Source organism: Mycobacterium sp., from assembly GCF_035697385.1.
Taxonomy (GTDB): Bacteria; Actinomycetota; Actinomycetes; order Mycobacteriales; family Mycobacteriaceae; genus Mycobacterium.
The window spans coordinates 25,813-41,515 of sequence record NZ_DASSCY010000175.1 but is presented as its reverse complement, the minus strand read 5'-3'; the positions used below and the strand labels follow the sequence as shown (position 1 = coordinate 41,515).

At 64.5% G+C, this 15,703-nt stretch carries 18 protein-coding genes; 6 read left to right on the top strand and 12 right to left on the bottom strand.

Annotated elements, in window-relative coordinates; genetic code table 11:
* Positions 1 to 492, top strand: a 492-nt coding sequence (locus tag VFH65_RS14575) for an EAL domain-containing protein (protein ID WP_353322392.1), incomplete at its 5' end; no start/stop codon positions are given.
* Here VFH65_RS14575 and VFH65_RS14570 read toward each other — a convergent pair.
* Both VFH65_RS14570 and VFH65_RS14565 read right to left on the bottom strand, forming a co-directional pair.
* Entirely contained in the window at positions 464 to 1,345 is an 882-nt protein-coding gene (locus VFH65_RS14570) for a TIGR03619 family F420-dependent LLM class oxidoreductase (protein WP_353322391.1), read from the bottom strand. The two genes, VFH65_RS14575 and VFH65_RS14570, sit on opposite strands and share 29 nt — an antisense overlap.
* A 42-nt stretch (positions 1,346 to 1,387) precedes the next feature.
* A complete protein-coding gene (locus VFH65_RS14565) occupies positions 1,388 to 2,224 on the bottom strand; it encodes a mycofactocin-coupled SDR family oxidoreductase (RefSeq protein WP_353322390.1) in 837 nt (278 codons plus the stop codon).
* 151 nt (positions 2,225 to 2,375) lie between these two features.
* On the opposite strand from VFH65_RS14565, the gene VFH65_RS14560 reads away from it, so the two are divergent.
* Positions 2,376 to 2,630, top strand: coding sequence for a DUF2631 domain-containing protein (locus tag VFH65_RS14560; RefSeq protein ID WP_353322389.1), 255 nt, complete (start codon positions 2,376 to 2,378; stop codon positions 2,628 to 2,630).
* A gap of 6 nt (positions 2,631 to 2,636) precedes the next feature.
* On the opposite strand, the gene VFH65_RS14555 is transcribed toward VFH65_RS14560, so the two are convergent.
* A complete protein-coding gene (locus tag VFH65_RS14555) occupies positions 2,637 to 3,218 on the bottom strand; it encodes a hypothetical protein (RefSeq protein ID WP_353322388.1) in 582 nt (193 codons plus the stop codon).
* A gap of 378 nt (positions 3,219 to 3,596) precedes the next feature.
* Here VFH65_RS14555 and VFH65_RS14550 point away from each other — a divergent pair, with 378 nt between their 5' ends.
* Positions 3,597 to 4,280 (top strand): DUF427 domain-containing protein, encoded by a 684-nt coding sequence (locus VFH65_RS14550; RefSeq protein ID WP_353322387.1) that lies wholly within the window; start codon positions 3,597 to 3,599, stop codon positions 4,278 to 4,280.
* A gap of 6 nt (positions 4,281 to 4,286) precedes the next feature.
* Here the strand turns inward: VFH65_RS14550 and VFH65_RS14545 are convergent, their stop codons facing one another.
* On the bottom strand, positions 4,287 to 5,204 hold the full coding sequence (locus VFH65_RS14545) for an LLM class F420-dependent oxidoreductase (RefSeq protein ID WP_353322386.1): 918 nt from the start codon (positions 5,202 to 5,204) through the stop codon (positions 4,287 to 4,289).
* 100 nt (positions 5,205 to 5,304) lie between these two features.
* On the opposite strand from VFH65_RS14545, the gene VFH65_RS14540 reads away from it, so the two are divergent.
* The gene (locus tag VFH65_RS14540) at positions 5,305 to 6,141 is read left to right on the top strand and encodes a MaoC/PaaZ C-terminal domain-containing protein (RefSeq protein ID WP_353322385.1); all 837 of its coding nucleotides are present in this window, start codon (positions 5,305 to 5,307) and stop codon (positions 6,139 to 6,141) included.
* Positions 6,138 to 7,070: an LLM class flavin-dependent oxidoreductase gene (locus tag VFH65_RS14535; RefSeq protein WP_353322384.1), complete on the top strand. Its 933-nt coding sequence runs from the start codon at positions 6,138 to 6,140 to the stop codon at positions 7,068 to 7,070. The genes VFH65_RS14540 and VFH65_RS14535 overlap by 4 nt, the downstream gene beginning before the upstream one ends.
* Here VFH65_RS14535 and VFH65_RS14530 read toward each other — a convergent pair.
* Positions 7,067 to 8,233 carry an acyl-CoA dehydrogenase family protein gene (locus VFH65_RS14530; RefSeq protein WP_353322398.1) on the bottom strand — a complete coding sequence of 389 codons (1,167 nt, stop codon included), beginning with the start codon at positions 8,231 to 8,233 and terminating at the stop codon, positions 7,067 to 7,069. The genes VFH65_RS14535 and VFH65_RS14530 overlap by 4 nt on opposite strands.
* 86 nt (positions 8,234 to 8,319) lie before the next feature.
* Between VFH65_RS14530 and VFH65_RS14525 the strand changes: the two genes are divergently transcribed.
* The gene (locus VFH65_RS14525) at positions 8,320 to 8,787 is read left to right on the top strand and encodes an SRPBCC family protein (protein WP_353322397.1); all 468 of its coding nucleotides are present in this window, start codon (positions 8,320 to 8,322) and stop codon (positions 8,785 to 8,787) included.
* On the opposite strand, the gene VFH65_RS14520 is transcribed toward VFH65_RS14525, so the two are convergent.
* Genes VFH65_RS14520 through VFH65_RS14490 form a run of 7 tightly spaced genes read right to left on the bottom strand, consistent with a single transcriptional unit; the run spans position 8,754 to position 15,677 of the window.
* On the bottom strand, positions 8,754 to 9,719 hold the full coding sequence (locus VFH65_RS14520) for an alpha/beta hydrolase (protein WP_353322383.1): 966 nt from the start codon (positions 9,717 to 9,719) through the stop codon (positions 8,754 to 8,756). The genes VFH65_RS14525 and VFH65_RS14520 overlap by 34 nt on opposite strands.
* A gap of 8 nt (positions 9,720 to 9,727) precedes the next feature.
* Positions 9,728 to 11,236, bottom strand: coding sequence for a flavin-containing monooxygenase (locus VFH65_RS14515; protein ID WP_353322382.1), 1,509 nt, complete (start codon positions 11,234 to 11,236; stop codon positions 9,728 to 9,730).
* 5 nt (positions 11,237 to 11,241) lie between these two features.
* On the bottom strand, positions 11,242 to 11,985 hold the full coding sequence (locus tag VFH65_RS14510) for an SDR family NAD(P)-dependent oxidoreductase (protein ID WP_353322396.1): 744 nt from the start codon (positions 11,983 to 11,985) through the stop codon (positions 11,242 to 11,244).
* A complete protein-coding gene (locus VFH65_RS14505; RefSeq protein WP_353322381.1) occupies positions 11,982 to 12,776 on the bottom strand; it encodes an HpcH/HpaI aldolase family protein in 795 nt (264 codons plus the stop codon). Before VFH65_RS14505 ends, VFH65_RS14510 begins: the two co-directional genes overlap by 4 nt.
* Complete coding sequence (locus VFH65_RS14500; RefSeq protein ID WP_353322395.1) at positions 12,776 to 13,744, bottom strand: zinc-binding dehydrogenase; 969 nt, start codon at positions 13,742 to 13,744, stop codon at positions 12,776 to 12,778. Before VFH65_RS14500 ends, VFH65_RS14505 begins: the two co-directional genes overlap by 1 nt.
* A 2-nt stretch (positions 13,745 to 13,746) precedes the next feature.
* A complete protein-coding gene (locus VFH65_RS14495; protein ID WP_353322380.1) occupies positions 13,747 to 14,976 on the bottom strand; it encodes a cytochrome P450 in 1,230 nt (409 codons plus the stop codon).
* Positions 14,973 to 15,677: an NIPSNAP family protein gene (locus VFH65_RS14490; protein ID WP_353322379.1), complete on the bottom strand. Its 705-nt coding sequence runs from the start codon at positions 15,675 to 15,677 to the stop codon at positions 14,973 to 14,975. Before VFH65_RS14490 ends, VFH65_RS14495 begins: the two co-directional genes overlap by 4 nt.
* Between the last annotated feature and the right edge of the window lie 26 nt (positions 15,678 to 15,703).

Sequence of the window (15,703 nt, the reverse complement as noted above, 5' to 3'; positions counted from 1 at the left end):
GATCTCGACCTGCCGGCCCGCATCGAGGAGGCCCTGGCCCGCCACGGTGTTCCGCCGGAGTCCCTTACCGTCGAGATCACCGAGGACTTCGTGCTTGGCAACCTCGACCGGGCCCGCACCGTGCTGGACGGATTGCGCGACCTCGGCGTCACCATTGCCATCGACGATTTCGGCAGCGGCTACTCCGCTCTGTACTACCTCCGCGAACTCCCGATCGACGAAGTCAAACTCGATCGTTCATTCATCGCCCCGGTAACCGAAGACCCCCGGGCCGCAGCGATTGTGCGTTCCGTCATCGACCTATCGCACACGCTGGGCCTGCGAACCGTGGCGGAAGGCGTGGAGACCGCCGCGGTCGCCGACGAACTCGCCCGCTACGGATGCGATGTCGCCCAAGGCCATTACTACAGCCACCCACTCAGCACGTCCGACCTTCTGGTCCTGCTGGCGAAGCCGCCCAGGATCAGGCTGACGAGCGGATCACTTCGATGATGGTTTCGGCGAACCGCTCGATGGGCTCGCGGAAGCGCTCGACGTCTCCGGATCCCATGTCGTCCAACCCCGCCCATGGACTGCACATCACCGCGGTGATGCCGACGTCCCGTGCCCGCTTGTACAGGTCCGGCGAGGGCGGTTCGAGCAATGCCAGCATGATGTCGAACGGCTCATTGTCACGGCCGTATTCGCGGCGCAGGGCCTTCAATTTCTGCACGTAGCCCACGGCGTCGTCCCAGCCGTACGCGTAACCGACCCAGCCGTCGCACAGCCGTGCCGCACGCCGCAGCGCGGCCTCGGACTCACCTCCGCACAGGATCGGCACCGGCGTCTGTGGATGCGGCTCGATCATCAGTTCGGGCACGCGGTAATACTGCCCGCTCCACGACACCCAGCCGCCGCGCCACAGCTCGCGCAGCGCCGGGATCATCTCGTTGAGACGCTTTCCGCGGTTGTCGAAGTCCTGGCCCATCAGCTCGTACTCCTCGCGCATCCAGCCGACGCCGACCGCGAGCGCCACGCGTCCGTCCGAGACGACTGACGCGGTTGCGACCTGCTTCGCGACCTCCAGCAGCGGACGGGCAGGGGCGACGTACACGGCATTGGAGAACCGCAGCCGACGGGTCACCGAGGCCATCGCCCCGATGAGCACCCAGGAATCGGGCCATGCGGTGTCGGGAGTCCACATCGGCTTGCCGGTCGGCGAATCTGGATAGGGCGACGACAGCTGGCGCGGATAGATCATGTGATCTGAACACACGATCCCGTCGTAACCGGCTTCGTCGAACATCCGCGCCACTGCGACACACTCCGATGTCTTCATGAACGCCGTGCCGGACCAAAACTCCATTCTGTTTCTCTATCGCGAAACCCGGGCAGCAGCAATGGGTATCTACTTTCGGACGCCCAACCCGGCGTCGACGGGCAATGTGACGCCGGTGATGTATCGGCCCGACTGCCCGCACAGGTAGACCATCGCCTCGCTGACATCGGCTGCTTCGATCAACTCGACGGGCAGCAAGTTCGCCAAGGCGGACCCGGCTTCCGGATGCTCGGTGATGAACCGGTCGACGGGTTCGTTGAGCAGCATGGGGGTCGCCACCCCCGTCGGGTGCACGGTGTTGACCCGAATGTTCTTCTCGGCGAGCGCGGTGGCGTAGTACCGCATCAAACCGACCACGCCGTGCTTGGCGGCCTGATAGCCGGCCAAGCCGTGGCTTCGGACGCTGTAGCTGGGACACAGGCCGTTCAGCCCCGCTGTCGAGCTCGTGATCACGATCGCCCCACCGTCACCGTGCTCCAACAGAGCGGGCAGCGCCGCCTCGATCGTGTAATACACGCCGTTGAGGAGCACATCAACCGAATCCACATAGGCCGAAAGACGTTGGGACATTTCATCAACGATGGACAAGATGCCGGCATTCGCGAGGACGAAGTCGATGCGTCCGAATTCGGCCACACCGCTGGCCACCGCGGCTTTCAATCGCTCGAAATCGCGGACGTCGCCCTGTTCGGCCACGATGCGGCGGCCTGTCTTCTCGACGAGGTTGACCGTCTCATCGAGATCTTCACGTGTCGCGAGCGGATACGCGACGCAGTCCATCTGCTCGCAAAGATCGAACGCGATGATGTCGGCGCCCTCTTCGGCAAATCGAACGGCATGGGAGCGCCCCTGTCCCCGCGCCGCTCCGGTGATAAGTGCAACTTTGCCCTCGAACTGCAGTGCCATGATTGATTCCCCCTTTGTGCGACGACGACGCTACGCCTCACGACATCGCAGATTCAGCAAACTGCAAACCTAGAGGCGTCAGCTGTACGGCGGCGTGTAGTAGACCTATGTCAGAATTGGCCGCAGAGTTCACCAACCGCGAGGAGAAGCCGTGGCCAGCACCGAAGTGGAACGACTCACCGACGTCGACGTCGAGGATGTGCCGTCCGCGCATTGGGGCTGGTCCAAGGAAAACCACCGGCTGATCCACATCGGCGGGTTGCTGGCGGCGGGTTTTTTGCTACTGATGCTGCGGGGTAACCACGTCGGCCACGTCGAGGACTTCTTCCTCATCGGATTCGCCCTGATCATTGTCATCGCGGTCGCACGCGACTGGTGGCTGCGCCGCCGCGGTTGGATCAGGTAGAGAAGCTCACACCGCGTACAGCGGGCGAAACGATCCGGTTCCGATTCGGTACAGCGTCTCGGCCGGCGCGACGGCGTCGCTCGGGACCGCCGCGGCAACAAGGGCACTGGCCTTGAATGCCCGTGCGGCACAGCTCATCTGGTGCTGGACCGGGTCGACCTTGCGGCCGAGTTCGGCAGGCCATTCGTCACCCCAGACGATGACCTCGGTCAGGCCGCGCTTCAACAGCCTCAGCACGTCGTCGCGAACGCGGGTATTGCCGGCCAGTAGTTCGGCGCTGATCGCCAGCGCGCCGCCCCGCGATGCCGGCCTCATGATCGACGCGAACTCGGCGTCACGGGCGAGTGCTGTCGCGCCGAGGATCGACAGCGGACGGGCGTCCTGATTGTCGGCCACCAGCACGGTGACATCCCAGCCCGCCCTTGCGCGGTCGCATAACCATCCCCCGGCCGACTGCACGACGTCAGCCATGCCGGATGCCACGACGTGGAGTTGATACCGGTTGATCCGTGCGCCGGCCTGCGGGCGGCCACCCGGGACTAAGCTCTCAACGCCGTCGTCATCGGTGCTAAAGGGTCGCGTTGCCATGGGGGTCCTATCCGGCTAGTCAGCGAGAGTTTCGACGGGCTGGGTCAACTTGTCGTCCAACGGCGGCACACCAAAGAGCGTGACATTATTGTCGTGATCTGTAAAGCTCTCGTGGAACATCGGCAGTCAAGTCGACACCGTTTTACACAGCGTGACACTTTCGATGTAATCTGTAAAGGCGATGCTCGGCTGACCCGCACTCGGGTGGCGCTCAGCGTCAGCCTCCGCCAACGGCTGCGTCGACTTCAAAGGCGTCAGGCCGCTGGAAAGGCCCTCAGCGCAACTGGTTTCGATGAACGTGTCGCCCGCGCCCGCAACGCGCGAAACTATGGCCGAAGATTGTCAAGCTGACGAGCTGACAGCAGGAATGGAGCCGACATGAGTCTCGTCGCAGGACGTGGTCCGCTCAGCAAGGACCCCGCCGGATGGTTCTCACCTCCGCTGCCCGTCGACGTGGTTTACGTCGAGCCGCATCCGCGGCGCGTACAGGCGCTTCGCGACGGCCACGTGGTGATCGACACCGAGCGGGCGTTGATGGTGCACCGACGGGGGCACCCCCTCACTTACGCCTTCCCTGCAGACGCCGTCGCCGCGCTGCCCAACGCCCCGGTGCTTGAGGCACCGGGCTATGTCGCGGTGCCATGGGACGCGGTCGACACCTGGCTCGAAGAGGGGCGCACGCTGGTCCACTATCCGCCCAACCCGTATCACCGCGTGGACTGCCTGCCCACGAATCGCGGATTGCGCGTCACCGTCGCCGGCACCACATTGGTGGACACCACGGACACGGTCGTCGTCTTCGAAACGTCTCTGGAACCAAGACTTTACGTCGATCCGGCATTCGTGCGCACCGACCTCTTGCGGCGCTCGGACACGTCGAGCTATTGCAACTACAAGGGCTACGCAACGTATTGGTCTGCTGCGGTCGGGGACGTCGTCGTCGCGGACGCCGCGTGGAGTTACGGCGACCCGCCACCGGAAAGCCTTCCCATCAAGGGCTATCTCAGCTTCGACGCCTCCCGAGTCGACGTGCTCACCGAACTTCCCGGCGCCGCCTTCTGAGCGCCCTCAGACCGCCTGGATAACCGACGCGCCGAAGCGCTCGATGCTGTCCAGCACATGCGCCAGGCTGTCACCGGGCAGTGAGACCTGCAGCCACGTCACGCCCACGGCCGCAAGCTTTTCCACGCCCGATAGATAGGCGTCGGCGTTGAAGTCGTCGTCTCCCGGGCTGCCACCGTCGGGGTTGGTGAAGGTGACGTCGATTCCCGACCAGTCCCGGCCCGCGTCGTCGAAACGCCTGCGCAGATCCTCGATGCCGCCGGCAAGGCTTTCCGAGTCCATGGCTGCGGTGCGCGCCGTCTGGGCGAGCACGGCGGGCGCCGGAAACGGGCACCATCCGTCGCCGTATCTGGCCACCCGCTTGCGTGCCGCGGCGGTGTTGCCGCCGATCCATATCGGCGGGTGCGGTGTGCTCACCGGCCGCGGGTGCGCGGTGATTCCCTTGGCACTGAAGTGCCGACCCTCATAGGACAGGTCGTCAGTGGTCCAGATAGCGCGAATCACTTCCAGCGCTTCCTCGAACACAGCAGCGCGCTCGTCGAAGTCCACACCAACGGCGGCGAATTCGCGCTTCAGGTAGCCCACGCCAACGGCGAGTGTGAACCGCCCGTTCGACAACAGATCCAGCGTCGCGCCGGACTTGGCCACCACGAACGGGTTTCGGTACGGCAGCACCACGATATTGGGGATCAGCCGCAGGGTCGACGTCCGGGCCGCCGCGAATCCCATTGCCACGAAAGGATCAAGCGCGTCATGCCCACCCGCCTCCAGCCACCGTTGTGTTGGCGCGGGGTGATCGGTAAAGCCGAACCCGTGAAATCCGGCGGCTTCCGCGGCAGCCGCAACCGTGGCGATACTCGACCCGGTGACCAGCTCCGGGTTATAGGGATGGCTGTGCATCGGATGAGTGAACGCAAACCGCATGTAGCTGCTCCGCCCTAGAACTATCTTCTTGTTTTCTGAGAATGTCGTTACCATGCGAAGCACGGAAAGTACAGGATTCGCCGCAGAAGGGTCACCGAGCATGAGCGAGTTCACGGTGGCCCCTGTCCGGCACGGCCCATTCCGCGGCAGCCTCCAACCGCAGAACATCGCCGCCTACGCTGCAGCGACCGGTGACTCGACCGCCGCAGTACTAAACGGCCATGCTGTGCCCGCGGTGTTTCCGGTGATCCTGGTATTCGCTCCGCAAGAGGCTGCGAGGGCAGATGTGCCCCAGGCGGCGTGGCAGCGCGTTCGCGGTGGGGTGCACGGCGAGCACGACATCGTGTTTCACCGACCGCTGGTACCTGGCGAGAAACTGGATACCTGGTCGTGGATCTCGGCAGTACGGACGGCTCGGGCAGGCACTCAGGTCGTGGTGCAACTCGAGCAGATCGACGCCAACGGCGCCGTCGCCGTTGAACAGTGGTGGACGATGGTGTTGCTCGGTCTGCACGGCATGGCGGATCTCGGAGCGACGCCGGACGGCCATCGGTTCCCTGACGATGCGCGGGCGCACCCACTCGGGTCGGCCAGCCAGCACATCGACAAGGACGTGGCACGCCGTTATGCGGAGGTGTCCGGCGACTGGTCGGCGCATCACTTCGACATCGAGGTGGCGCGCGCGGCCGGTTACGACTTCGTGTTCACGCATGGACTGTGCACGATGGCGATTTGCGCTCACCGCCTTCTCGGTCTGCTCGGCGTCGACGACCCAGCCAGGGTTAGGCGGATCGCCGTGCGGTTCGCGTCACCGACACCGTTGGACTCCGACCTGACGGTGAACGCCTTTGGTATCAACGAGAATTCGTTCGCTTTCGAGGCCGCCGCCAACGGTACGACGACCATCACCCACGGAAGATTGGAACTGCGGTCATGAACAAGCCGGAGATCGGCGTATATCTGCCTCAGATGGGCTTCACCTACGACCAAATCCTGCACCGCACGCGGCGTTGCGAAGAGCTTGGCATCGGCTCGTTGTGGCTATACGACCACGTCTACGGACCCGGCGTTCCCGACTACCCGTCGATGGAGGCCTGGACCTTGGCCGCGGCGCTGCTCAGCCGCACCGAGCGCATCCAGATCGGACATATGGTGTTGTGCAACCAGTTCCGGCATCCTGTGGTGCTGGCCAAGATGGCAACGACTCTCGACCAGATCTCGGCGGGTCGGCTTCGACTCGGCATCGGCAGCGGTTCCATCGAGGATGAACACCGCCGCGCCGGGCTGGACTGGGGAACGTTCGGCGAGCGCTCCGAACGACTGGGTGAGACCTTGGAGATCCTGCACCAGGCCTTCGCCAACGAGGTAATCGATTTCACCGGCAAGCATTTCACCGTCAAGGACATGCCGATCAAGCCAGGGCCGGTCCAACAACCGCGGCCGCCGATCGTGGTCGGCGGTGTCGGTGAGAAGTACACGCTCCCACTCGTGGCGCGGTATGCCGATGTGTGGAACGTACCCACCTACGCCCTGGGTGAACTCGAGCACAAGGTTGCGGTGCTGCGCTCGATCTGCGATGGCATCGGCCGGGATCCCTCGACGATTGTGCTGTCGGTCGAGGCGGTGATGGCGCTGGCGCGAGACGACGCGTCGCTGCCCGGAGTTCGCCAGCTCGCCGAGAAGCGGTTTGGGGTACCCGCATTCGGCCTCAAGGAGGGCGGCCTGATCGGCACGCCACCCGCGATTGTCGACCGTCTCCACGAGCTGACTGAGCTCGGGTTCGGCCAGATCGTGTTGTTCACCCACGATCGCGGATCGGACGAGACGCTTGAACTGCTCGCCTCCGAGGTGATCGCCCGCCTCTAGGTCGGCTGCTTCACCGGCGGCGAGTAATTCGGACGGCCGAGCCCGAGTGCGTGCTGGGCGATCATGTTACGGAACACCTCGAGGGTGCCACCGTAGATGCCTGTGGGCGACGCCAGCCGGAAGATGTACTCTGCTCCCCCGTCATCGACGGCGCCGTTGGTGCCTATCGGCAGCGCCGACGCGGCCCCGAGAATGTCCATCAAATCCGGCGAGACGTCGCGCAAGGCCTGCGCGATGGCGACGCGGCCGAACATCTCTGGAGTGCTCATCGCCGCTTCCATTCTTGCGATGCTGCGGCCTAAGCGGTATCTCACCGATTCGTCGTCGAGAGGCGCTGTCGCCGCGACGGTGTCGACCGCCTCGGCCAACAGCAGGATGTGTTCGGTCATCGTCGCGAGCTTCTGGAGGCCGTGGGCATCGCGCTCGACGGTGCCGTGTTCGGCGTTGAGCGCCTCCCGCAAGACTGCCCAGCCCCCGTTGACCTCGCCGACACGATATCTGTCGTCGACGCGGACGTCGCTGTAGTAGGTGATGTTGGTGCGATCGCCGTCGACGGTGCGGATGGGCTGAATCTCGACGCCGGGTGTATCCAGTGGCACCAGAAACATCGTCAAGCTCTGGTGTTTCGGCGCCTCGGGATCGGTGTTGGTGAGCAAGAAGACGAAGTGTGCGTTGTGTGCGTTGGACGTGAACATCTTGGACCCGTTGATGATCCAGCCGTCCCCGTCACGCACCGCGCGGGTCTTGCACGTTGCGACGTCGGAGCCACCCTCTGGTTCGGTGTAGCCCAGGCAGAGGCGGTAGTGCCCCGACAGCACCTTCGGCAGCACCTCGTCCTTGAGCTGGGCCGAGCCGAACTGGTCAAGAGTGCGCGCAACCATGACCGTTGTCGGCCAATGGAACCACGGCGCGTGTGCCCGGCCGATTTCCAGCTCCCAGAGACGCTGTCGCACCGCGGAAAACCCGCCGTCGGCCTCGGGTTTGTAGTCGGCGGCCAGATAGCCCTTGGCGCCAAGCGCCAAGTGCACGCCCTGGTCGAAATTCTCGCCGGTCTCACGGTCGCGTCGGATCACCTCGTCGGTCACGATGGTGGTCAGTACCGTCCGCACCTCGTCTTGAAACGCCTGCTCCTCGTCGGAGAGCTCTACGCGTGAGAAGTCCACCAGGCGGCCCTTTCCCCGAGACACCGTGACATTTGTGCATACTTTTGTAAAGTACTCATAGTCGACCCGTGGAGAAAGGCAGCACGTTGGGCATCGTCACCACGAGTTCGGAGACCACGTTCAGCCACTCCCCGGAGACCATCTACGACTTCGTGACCAACCCCGCGAACTGGACGAAAACCTATCCGGGCAGTGCACACGTCGGCGAGTTGCCGACGAACCTGCCACTCAAGGTCGGCGATACCTGGACAGAGGCCGGCCCTGACGGCGAGCGGATCTTCACATGGCATCTCGCGATCGCGATGCGCGCGACGCTGTGGGTGTTCAATTCGGTCGGTCGCCTCGGCCATGATCGCGACGGCAACGGCGGGATGGAAGGGCGCATCACCGTCCAGTACCACTTCACCCAGCCCGGCCAAGGAATCACGCTCTTCACCCGAACCATGACGATCGAAGCCTACAAACATGCGCCACTGCCGGACGCCTTCTTCCGCACGGTCAATCCTGCCAACATCGACGCCTACCACGCCGCGATCGCCCGGGAACTCGGGTGATCGTCACTTCGTCTTCCGTGTAGCGCCCGCCGAAGCGCCGAGCCTTGAAGGGCGAACAATTGTTGGCTGATCTCCCACTCCGGGAGCAGGGAATCGAACCCATGGCAAGTGCCCGGGAACACGTGTAGCTCCGTCGCGACGCCCGCCCACATCAGCCGCAACGCGTAGTCCACCGCTTCATCGCGAAGCGGATCCAGTTCCGAACACGTGATCAATGTGCTTGCCACACCTGATAATTCGGCGGCACGACCAGGAACAGCATCGGGCGGAATCGGTTCGCCACCCAGATAGTGCTGCCACATCTGCTCCACCGCGGGCCCGTCGAAGCCCGGGGTGGCGTCGAACTCGTCCTTCGACGGCATCGGCCGATCATCGAGCACCGGCTGGTGCAACAGCTGGAACGCAATCGGCGGCCCCGTACCAGCTGCGGCGCGCTGGGCAAGCAGCGCGGCCAGCGACGCGCCGGCACTACTGCCCGCGACCGCCAACCGGGTTGTGTCGACTCCCAGTTCGGTGCCGTTGTCCGCCGCCCATTGAAGCACGGTGATCGCGTCGTCCAGAGCCGCCGGGTACGGGTCCTCCGGCGCCAGCCGGTAATCGACCGACACGACCGTGCAGGCACCGCGCCTGGCGAACTCGACGCACTGGCGGTGATCGGTATCGAGATTCCCAAGAACGAAAGCACCTGAGTGGCAATAGATCACCGCAGGTGAAGGCGGAGCAGCACCGCGATAGATGCACACCGGTATCGACCGGAAGTTATCGACGTGCACGTCGCGGTGCTCGACTTCGACGCCCGTGGTGTTGACATCCCTGACGGATTCGGCCCGGCGTTGATTCAGTGAATCGCGAACGACCCCCAGCACGCCTGGCGACAAATCGGTGCGCGCCGACACCAGATGGTGCAGCGCAGGATCGAGCCGATGCATCATGGCGGTGCCTATCGATTCGCCGCCGCGCGTGCCTGCACATCGGCCTTGGCCGGTGAGGTGGCAGCGTCGAACGTGTAGTCCGCGGGCCTGAATCGGCGGGTCAGCGTCCAGAACGAACGCGCGCTGCGGGGCCACTGAGTGACCACGCGGCCGTTGGGAGCACGAAAGTAGTTGCTGCATCGCGTCAGCCACACGGTGCCCTTCATCCACTCGTCGATCTTGGCGATGAACTGCGCCATGGTCGCAGGTCGGACCGCTATGTACGAGTTGCGCTTGCGTCGCATGTACTTCAACGCCCGCACGATGTAGTGGGCCTGCGCCTCCAGCATGAAGATCACGCTGTTGGAGCCGACGTTGGTGTTGGGGCCGTAGAGCATGAAGAAGTTCGGAAACCCGGGCACAGCCATCCCCAGATACGCGTACGCCCCGTCGCGCCATGTGTCATGCAGCGTCGCCCCGCCCTCTCCCGATACCTCGATCTGGCCGAGGTAATCGGCCGCGGCATAGCCCGTTGCGCACAACACGACATCCACCGCCAGTTCGCTGCCGTCTTCCGTCACCAGTGACCGGGCGCGCAGCGTCCGCGCCGGACTCGACACCACCTCGACATGTGGTTGTGTCAACGCCCGCAGATAGTCGGTGGCGAACACCAGCCGCTTGCACCCGAAGGGGTGCTCCGGAGTCAGCTTGCGGCGCAACTCTTCATCGTCGACCGTCGACTCGAGCGCGCGCAGAGCGATGCCTTTGAACTCCTGTGTCTTGTCGCTGCCGTTCTCGATCACCGAGATGTTCGACTCGCTGCGGAGCCATAAGCGCGTGCGGTAGACCTTCTTGGCGAACGGGATATGGGCGAAGACCCACTTCTCGCGCTCGGTGTAGGGCCGGTCCGGCTTGGGCAGGATCCACGTCGGTGAGCGCTGAACGGAATAGACCTTCTTGGCCACTTTCGCGACTTCGGGAAGAAGCTGAGATGCGGTTGAGCCGGTGCCGAGCACCGCGACGGTGGCATCGGTGAGATCGACGGAGTGATCCCAGCGCGCCGTGTGCATCAGTGAACCGGTGAAGGGTTCTTCCTCGACGAGGTTCGGAAGCACCGGTTGGGTGAACAGACCGACCGCCGAGACGACGACGTCGAAGGTGTACTGCTCGCCCGTGCTCGCGGTCAGCTGCCAGGTCTTGGTGTCGGCATCCCACCGGGCGGCAGTGATTTCGGTGTGCAGCTTGAGGTTCGGGCCAAGCTCGTAGCGCTGCGCGCAGTCCTCGAAATAATCCAGGATCTCGGGCTGTGCCGACCACAGGCGCGACCAGTTCGCGTTCAGGTCGAAGGAGTACGAGTACAGGTGCGACTTGACGTCGCAGGCCAGCCCCGGATAGGTGTTGATGCGCCACGTTCCGCCGACGCCGTCCTCACGGTCGAAGATCGTGAAGTCGCGAAAACCGGCCTTTCTCAGGAAGATTCCCAGTGCTAGCCCACCAGGGCCTGCACCGATGATTCCCACCGAAAAAGTGTTGGCCATCCACCTCATCCAATCTGCAGGGTCTGCCCGCCGTCGACGACGAGTTCTGAACCGGTGATGAAGGAGGCCTGCTCGGACACCAGGAATGACACCGCGTCGGCGATCTCCATGGGCTTGCCAAGCCGGCCGAGCACGGCCTGCTCGGCAAGGCGGGCCTGGGTGGTCTCGTCGAGCATCGGTGTCGCGACGGGTCCGGGAAACACCGCGTTGACCCTGATACCGGACGGTGCGAGCTCCGCCGCGGCGATCTGGGTCAGACCCCTAAGTGCCCACTTGGACGAGCCGTACGCGGCGTGGTTCGGGAACGCCCGGATGGCTCCGGTGCTGCAGGTGTTGACGATCGCGGCGCCGTCGGCCTGCCGTAGCGCGTCGAGCGACGCCTGGATGCCGAGAAACGGGCCGAGACAGTTGACGCGCCAGCTTCCTTCGAAACCCGCAGGCGTTTCGTCGGCCAACGACGCGCGGTGCAGCACGCCGGCGTTGTTGACCAGGGTCGTCAATGACCCGAACCGCTCGACGGCCTGGCTCACCGCCGCGCTCCACTGATCTTCCGATGTGACATCCAGCGCAATGGCGAGCACCGCGTCGTCGTCGAGCCCGTCGACCGCCACCGTGAGATCGTCGATCAGCAGATCGCAGGCGGCGACACGAAATCCGTCCTTGCGCAGTCGCTCGACGATTGCCGCCCCTTGTCCGCGAGCAGCACCCGTCACCAGGGCGACACGATCGGTCGACGTTGTGCTGTTCAGTGGTAGCCCCTCATCGCCGTTCGGTCGGTGCTCTCGTGATTGCTCGCCGCCGTTGCCTCTGCGAGGTGCTCGGCCGCGCCGCGCCGCAGTGCTTGTGACTCCGAGGCCAGCGTGACGAGCCGAAAGCCTGACTGGGCCATCGCCTTTCCCAGCTTTCCCGCGCCAGCGTGAATGCCGGTGACCAAGCCTGCCGCCGAGGCGGTGGCCTGGATGCGCGTCATCGCGTCACGAACGGCGGGGTGGCTCCATGCGTCTGTCACGCCGTATCCCATCGAGATCGCGAGATCGGCCGGCCCGACATACACACCGGTTAGCCCGGGCACGGCGCAGATCTGCTCGAGCGCCGTTAGGCCGCGGGCGGTTTCCACCATCGCGAACACGCTTGCACGCGCCTCCAGCGTGGCGGGGTCAAGACCGAGGCTTGCCCGCAGCGGCCCGAAGCTGCGCACCCCTGCGGGCGCGTAGCGAGTCGCGGCAACCGCTGCCGCGGCTTGTTCGGCCGACTCGATCATCGCGACGATGACCGCGTCGGCGCCGGCGTCGAGCACCCGACCGATCGGTGCCGGAGCCGGTGAGGGCAGCCGCACCACAGTCGCGATCGGAATGTGCTCCAGCCGGCGAAGCAAAAGGGCGACATCGGCGTCGTCGAGATAGCCGTGCTGAACGTCGAAGCCGACGTAGTCATACCCCGCCGACGCGAATTCTTCCGGGCCGATGATGGTTGGCCCCACCACCCATCCGCCCCATAGCTGTTGCTTGGCAGCGAGGGCTTCCTGCAGTCTGCTCGGCATCACTCGACGATCGCGATCTTGATCCGCTCCGGCGTCGGCCTGCAGGCCAGTTCGAAGGCGGCTTGCACGTCGTCGACACCGAACGTGTGGGTGACGTATGCGGGGAGCAACTCAGGGTGGCCGCGAACGAATTCGTTGGCGGCGCACAGCACTCGCCGGCGATCCAGCGTCACACCCGATTTGAGAGTCAGGTTGTTACGAAGCATGGTGCGCATGCTGATCGGGTAGCTGTCGTCGTCGGGCACTCCGAAATAGAAGACGGTGCCCGATGCTGCGGCCGCTTCGATCGCGTGCCCTAGGGTCGCCACCTGATGGCCGACGGCCTCGATCACGATGTCCGGCCGGTCACGGGGGTCCAGGTGACTCACCCAGCGGTCACTGGTGGCGCGCACAATCGTATCGACGCCGAATTCCTTGCCGATCACGTCGCGGTCGATGGGGTCGACACCGGTGACGTGGCGAGCCCCCAAAGCCTTTGCCGCATAGGAGAACAGCAGCCCGATGGAGCCCTGTCCTATCACCGCGACATGGCTGCCCTTGATTCCGGGGATTTGTTCGAGTGCGTAGAGCACGCATGCCAGCGGCTGCAGCGCGACCGCATGCTGCGGAGTCAGCGACGGATCGAACGGCGCGAGCCCGTCACCGTCGGCGACGACATGTTGCATCAGGCCGTCGAAACCCGACGCCCAGCCGACGACTCGATCCCCGATCCCGTGGCCGCGGTGGCGGCTCGCGATCACCTCGCCGACGACTTCGTGAATCGGAAAGCCGTCCATCTCCGCTGCGCTAACCCCGGTATCACCGGGAAGCCGGCCCTTCGTACCGCGGAATCCGGGCAGGTCGCTCCCGCAGACACCCGCCGCGAGAAAGCGCAGCAGCACCTGGCGGTCGCCTAGGGACTCCGCCGTTTTCTCCGGGATGTCCACTCGTTCAAAGGTGTAGGGCGCAACAAGCCGATAGGCCCACACGTTCATACCTCCACCGGGATGTTGTTCCAGCCCCATTGAAAACTCGACGGCGGCCGCGACGCCGCCTCGCTGACGATGCGGTAGTCGGGCACCCTCTTGAGCCATTCGGACACCATGATCGCAATTTCGAGCCGCGCCAAATGAACGCCAAGGCAAAAGTGTTGTCCGCGACCGAAAGCCAGCAGGCGCTCGATCGGACGATTCCAGACGAAGTCGTCAGGGTCGGGATACTCGCGCTCATCGCGGTTGGCCGACGCGAGCAAAGTGATGATTCGCTGACCCGGCTTGATGGTGGTGCCGTGGATGGTGAAGGGCTTACGCAGCGTCCGTGCGAACCACTGTGCGGGTGCGCAGTAGCGGATCATCTCCTCTCGCGCGACGGGCACGTTGGCATCCAGATCGGCGCGCACCTTCGCCATCTGATCGGGCCGTCGGCCCAGCTCCCACAACCCGTGCGCGACGATCTTCGGGACGGTCTCGGTTCCGCCGATGAACACCCCGAGCATCTGGATGGCGGCCTCGACGTCGGTAAACGCGGATCCGTCGGGCAACCGGTAGCCGAGGAGGTTGTCGACGATCGGCAGCTCCCCGTCGATAGCGTTGGCGCGCCTGCGCTCAACAATCGGGACGAGGTACTCCAGGTAGCCGGGCCGCGCGTTGGCCACCTCAACGCCGCTGCCCGGTTGCGCAAGGCTTCCCGCGTTCACGGTGGCGAGCACATCTGCAGCCAGATCGACTGGCAGGCCCAGTACTTCACACACCACCGAGGCGGCCACGATGCCGCCGTACTCCTGGGTGAGATCGAATTGCCCGCGCGGCAGCAGTTCGTCGAGCCGTTCGTTGGCCAGGGTTCGAATCCGCTCGTGGAGTTTGGAGACGGACTTCGGCCGGAACGGGCTGGACGTGCAGCGACGAACGCTGTCGTAGATCGGCGCGTCGAAGTTTGCGTGGAACGGCATCGGATGCTGCGGCGGATCCGGTACCGGGCCGCCGTTGCGCTGCGCCAAAACCGTTGCGGCGGGCAGGGTTCCCTCCGATGCGACGAACGTGCCGTCGTTGATCTCGAGCACACCCCAGATGTCGGAAAAGCGAGACAATGCGTAGGTGTCCCACTTGTCGACGTAGTACACCGGATGTTCGTCGCGCAACACGCGGTAGTACGGCAGCGGGTCGGCCATCACCGACGGGTCGAATGGATCGTAGGTGAAGTCTTGCATCACAGATGAATTCATCGCAGCGGCGAGGGCGGAAGTGCCTGCAGAATCGAATCTTCCCAACCGTCGCGCAGCGCGGGCGCGACGCTCATCCAGGTGACGATCTCCGCTGGCGGACTGTCCTTCCACGACGGGTAGTGGTTGGCGAAGCAGTCCCAGTCACCGTCCAGCGCCCAGTAGTGGATGACCTCGTTGAACCGGAACGTGGTGATGAACGAACCGAGCCACCGCTTGCCCGTCCGTTCCGACCACGGCACATACAGCCGCTCCAGCTCACGGATGTAGTCGTCCTGGCGGCCGGGTTTGGTCTGCATGATCTCCTGGATCACCAACCCGGCCGTGAAGTTGGTTTCTTGCAGCTGGGCGAGGGGCTTGTTGCTCGCTCCCGCGTACATGATCCGTCCCTCGCCCGATGCCCCGATCTCGGAGAGGAACATCGCCCACTTCGCCGCTGACTCCTCGTGGCTGCCACCACGCGCCTGGGCTTTCCCGATGCGCGCGTAGTCGGAGAACGCGTCGATCTCCCAGATGATCGTGACCTGCGGCCAGTGCCCGTTGTACGGGGTGGCCTCCCAGATGGAGAACAGCCGCGCGCCGAGCTCTTCCATCATCGGGTGGTAGACGTCGCTGAACACTTCCGTAAACCGGTCGCTTCGGCCCGATCCGAGGTCGATCGTCTCGTGCAAGTAAAGAAGCGTGTGGCCGTGGTAGCGCTTCATGTTCACAACCGAACACCGCAGGCAGT

Excerpts from the sequence above, each read along its gene's own strand:
- VFH65_RS14570 (WP_353322391.1), bottom strand. The coding sequence starts at position 1,345 with ATGGAGTTTTGGTCCGGCACGGCGTTCATGAAGACATCGGAGTGTGTC.
- VFH65_RS14550 (WP_353322387.1), top strand. The coding sequence starts at position 3,597 with ATGAGTCTCGTCGCAGGACGTGGTCCGCTCAGCAAGGACCCCGCCGGA.
- VFH65_RS14565 (WP_353322390.1), bottom strand. The coding sequence starts at position 2,224 with ATGGCACTGCAGTTCGAGGGCAAAGTTGCACTTATCACCGGAGCGGCG.
- VFH65_RS14540 (WP_353322385.1), top strand. The coding sequence starts at position 5,305 with ATGAGCGAGTTCACGGTGGCCCCTGTCCGGCACGGCCCATTCCGCGGC.
- VFH65_RS14520 (WP_353322383.1), bottom strand. The coding sequence starts at position 9,719 with ATGATGCATCGGCTCGATCCTGCGCTGCACCATCTGGTGTCGGCGCGC.
- VFH65_RS14555 (WP_353322388.1), bottom strand. The coding sequence starts at position 3,218 with ATGGCAACGCGACCCTTTAGCACCGATGACGACGGCGTTGAGAGCTTA.
- VFH65_RS14535 (WP_353322384.1), top strand. The coding sequence starts at position 6,138 with ATGAACAAGCCGGAGATCGGCGTATATCTGCCTCAGATGGGCTTCACC.
- VFH65_RS14495 (WP_353322380.1), bottom strand. The coding sequence starts at position 14,976 with ATGAATTCATCTGTGATGCAAGACTTCACCTACGATCCATTCGACCCG.
- VFH65_RS14515 (WP_353322382.1), bottom strand. The coding sequence starts at position 11,236 with ATGGCCAACACTTTTTCGGTGGGAATCATCGGTGCAGGCCCTGGTGGG.
- VFH65_RS14545 (WP_353322386.1), bottom strand. The coding sequence starts at position 5,204 with ATGCGGTTTGCGTTCACTCATCCGATGCACAGCCATCCCTATAACCCG.
- VFH65_RS14490 (WP_353322379.1), bottom strand. The coding sequence starts at position 15,677 with ATGAAGCGCTACCACGGCCACACGCTTCTTTACTTGCACGAGACGATC.
- VFH65_RS14505 (WP_353322381.1), bottom strand. The coding sequence starts at position 12,776 with ATGCCGAGCAGACTGCAGGAAGCCCTCGCTGCCAAGCAACAGCTATGG.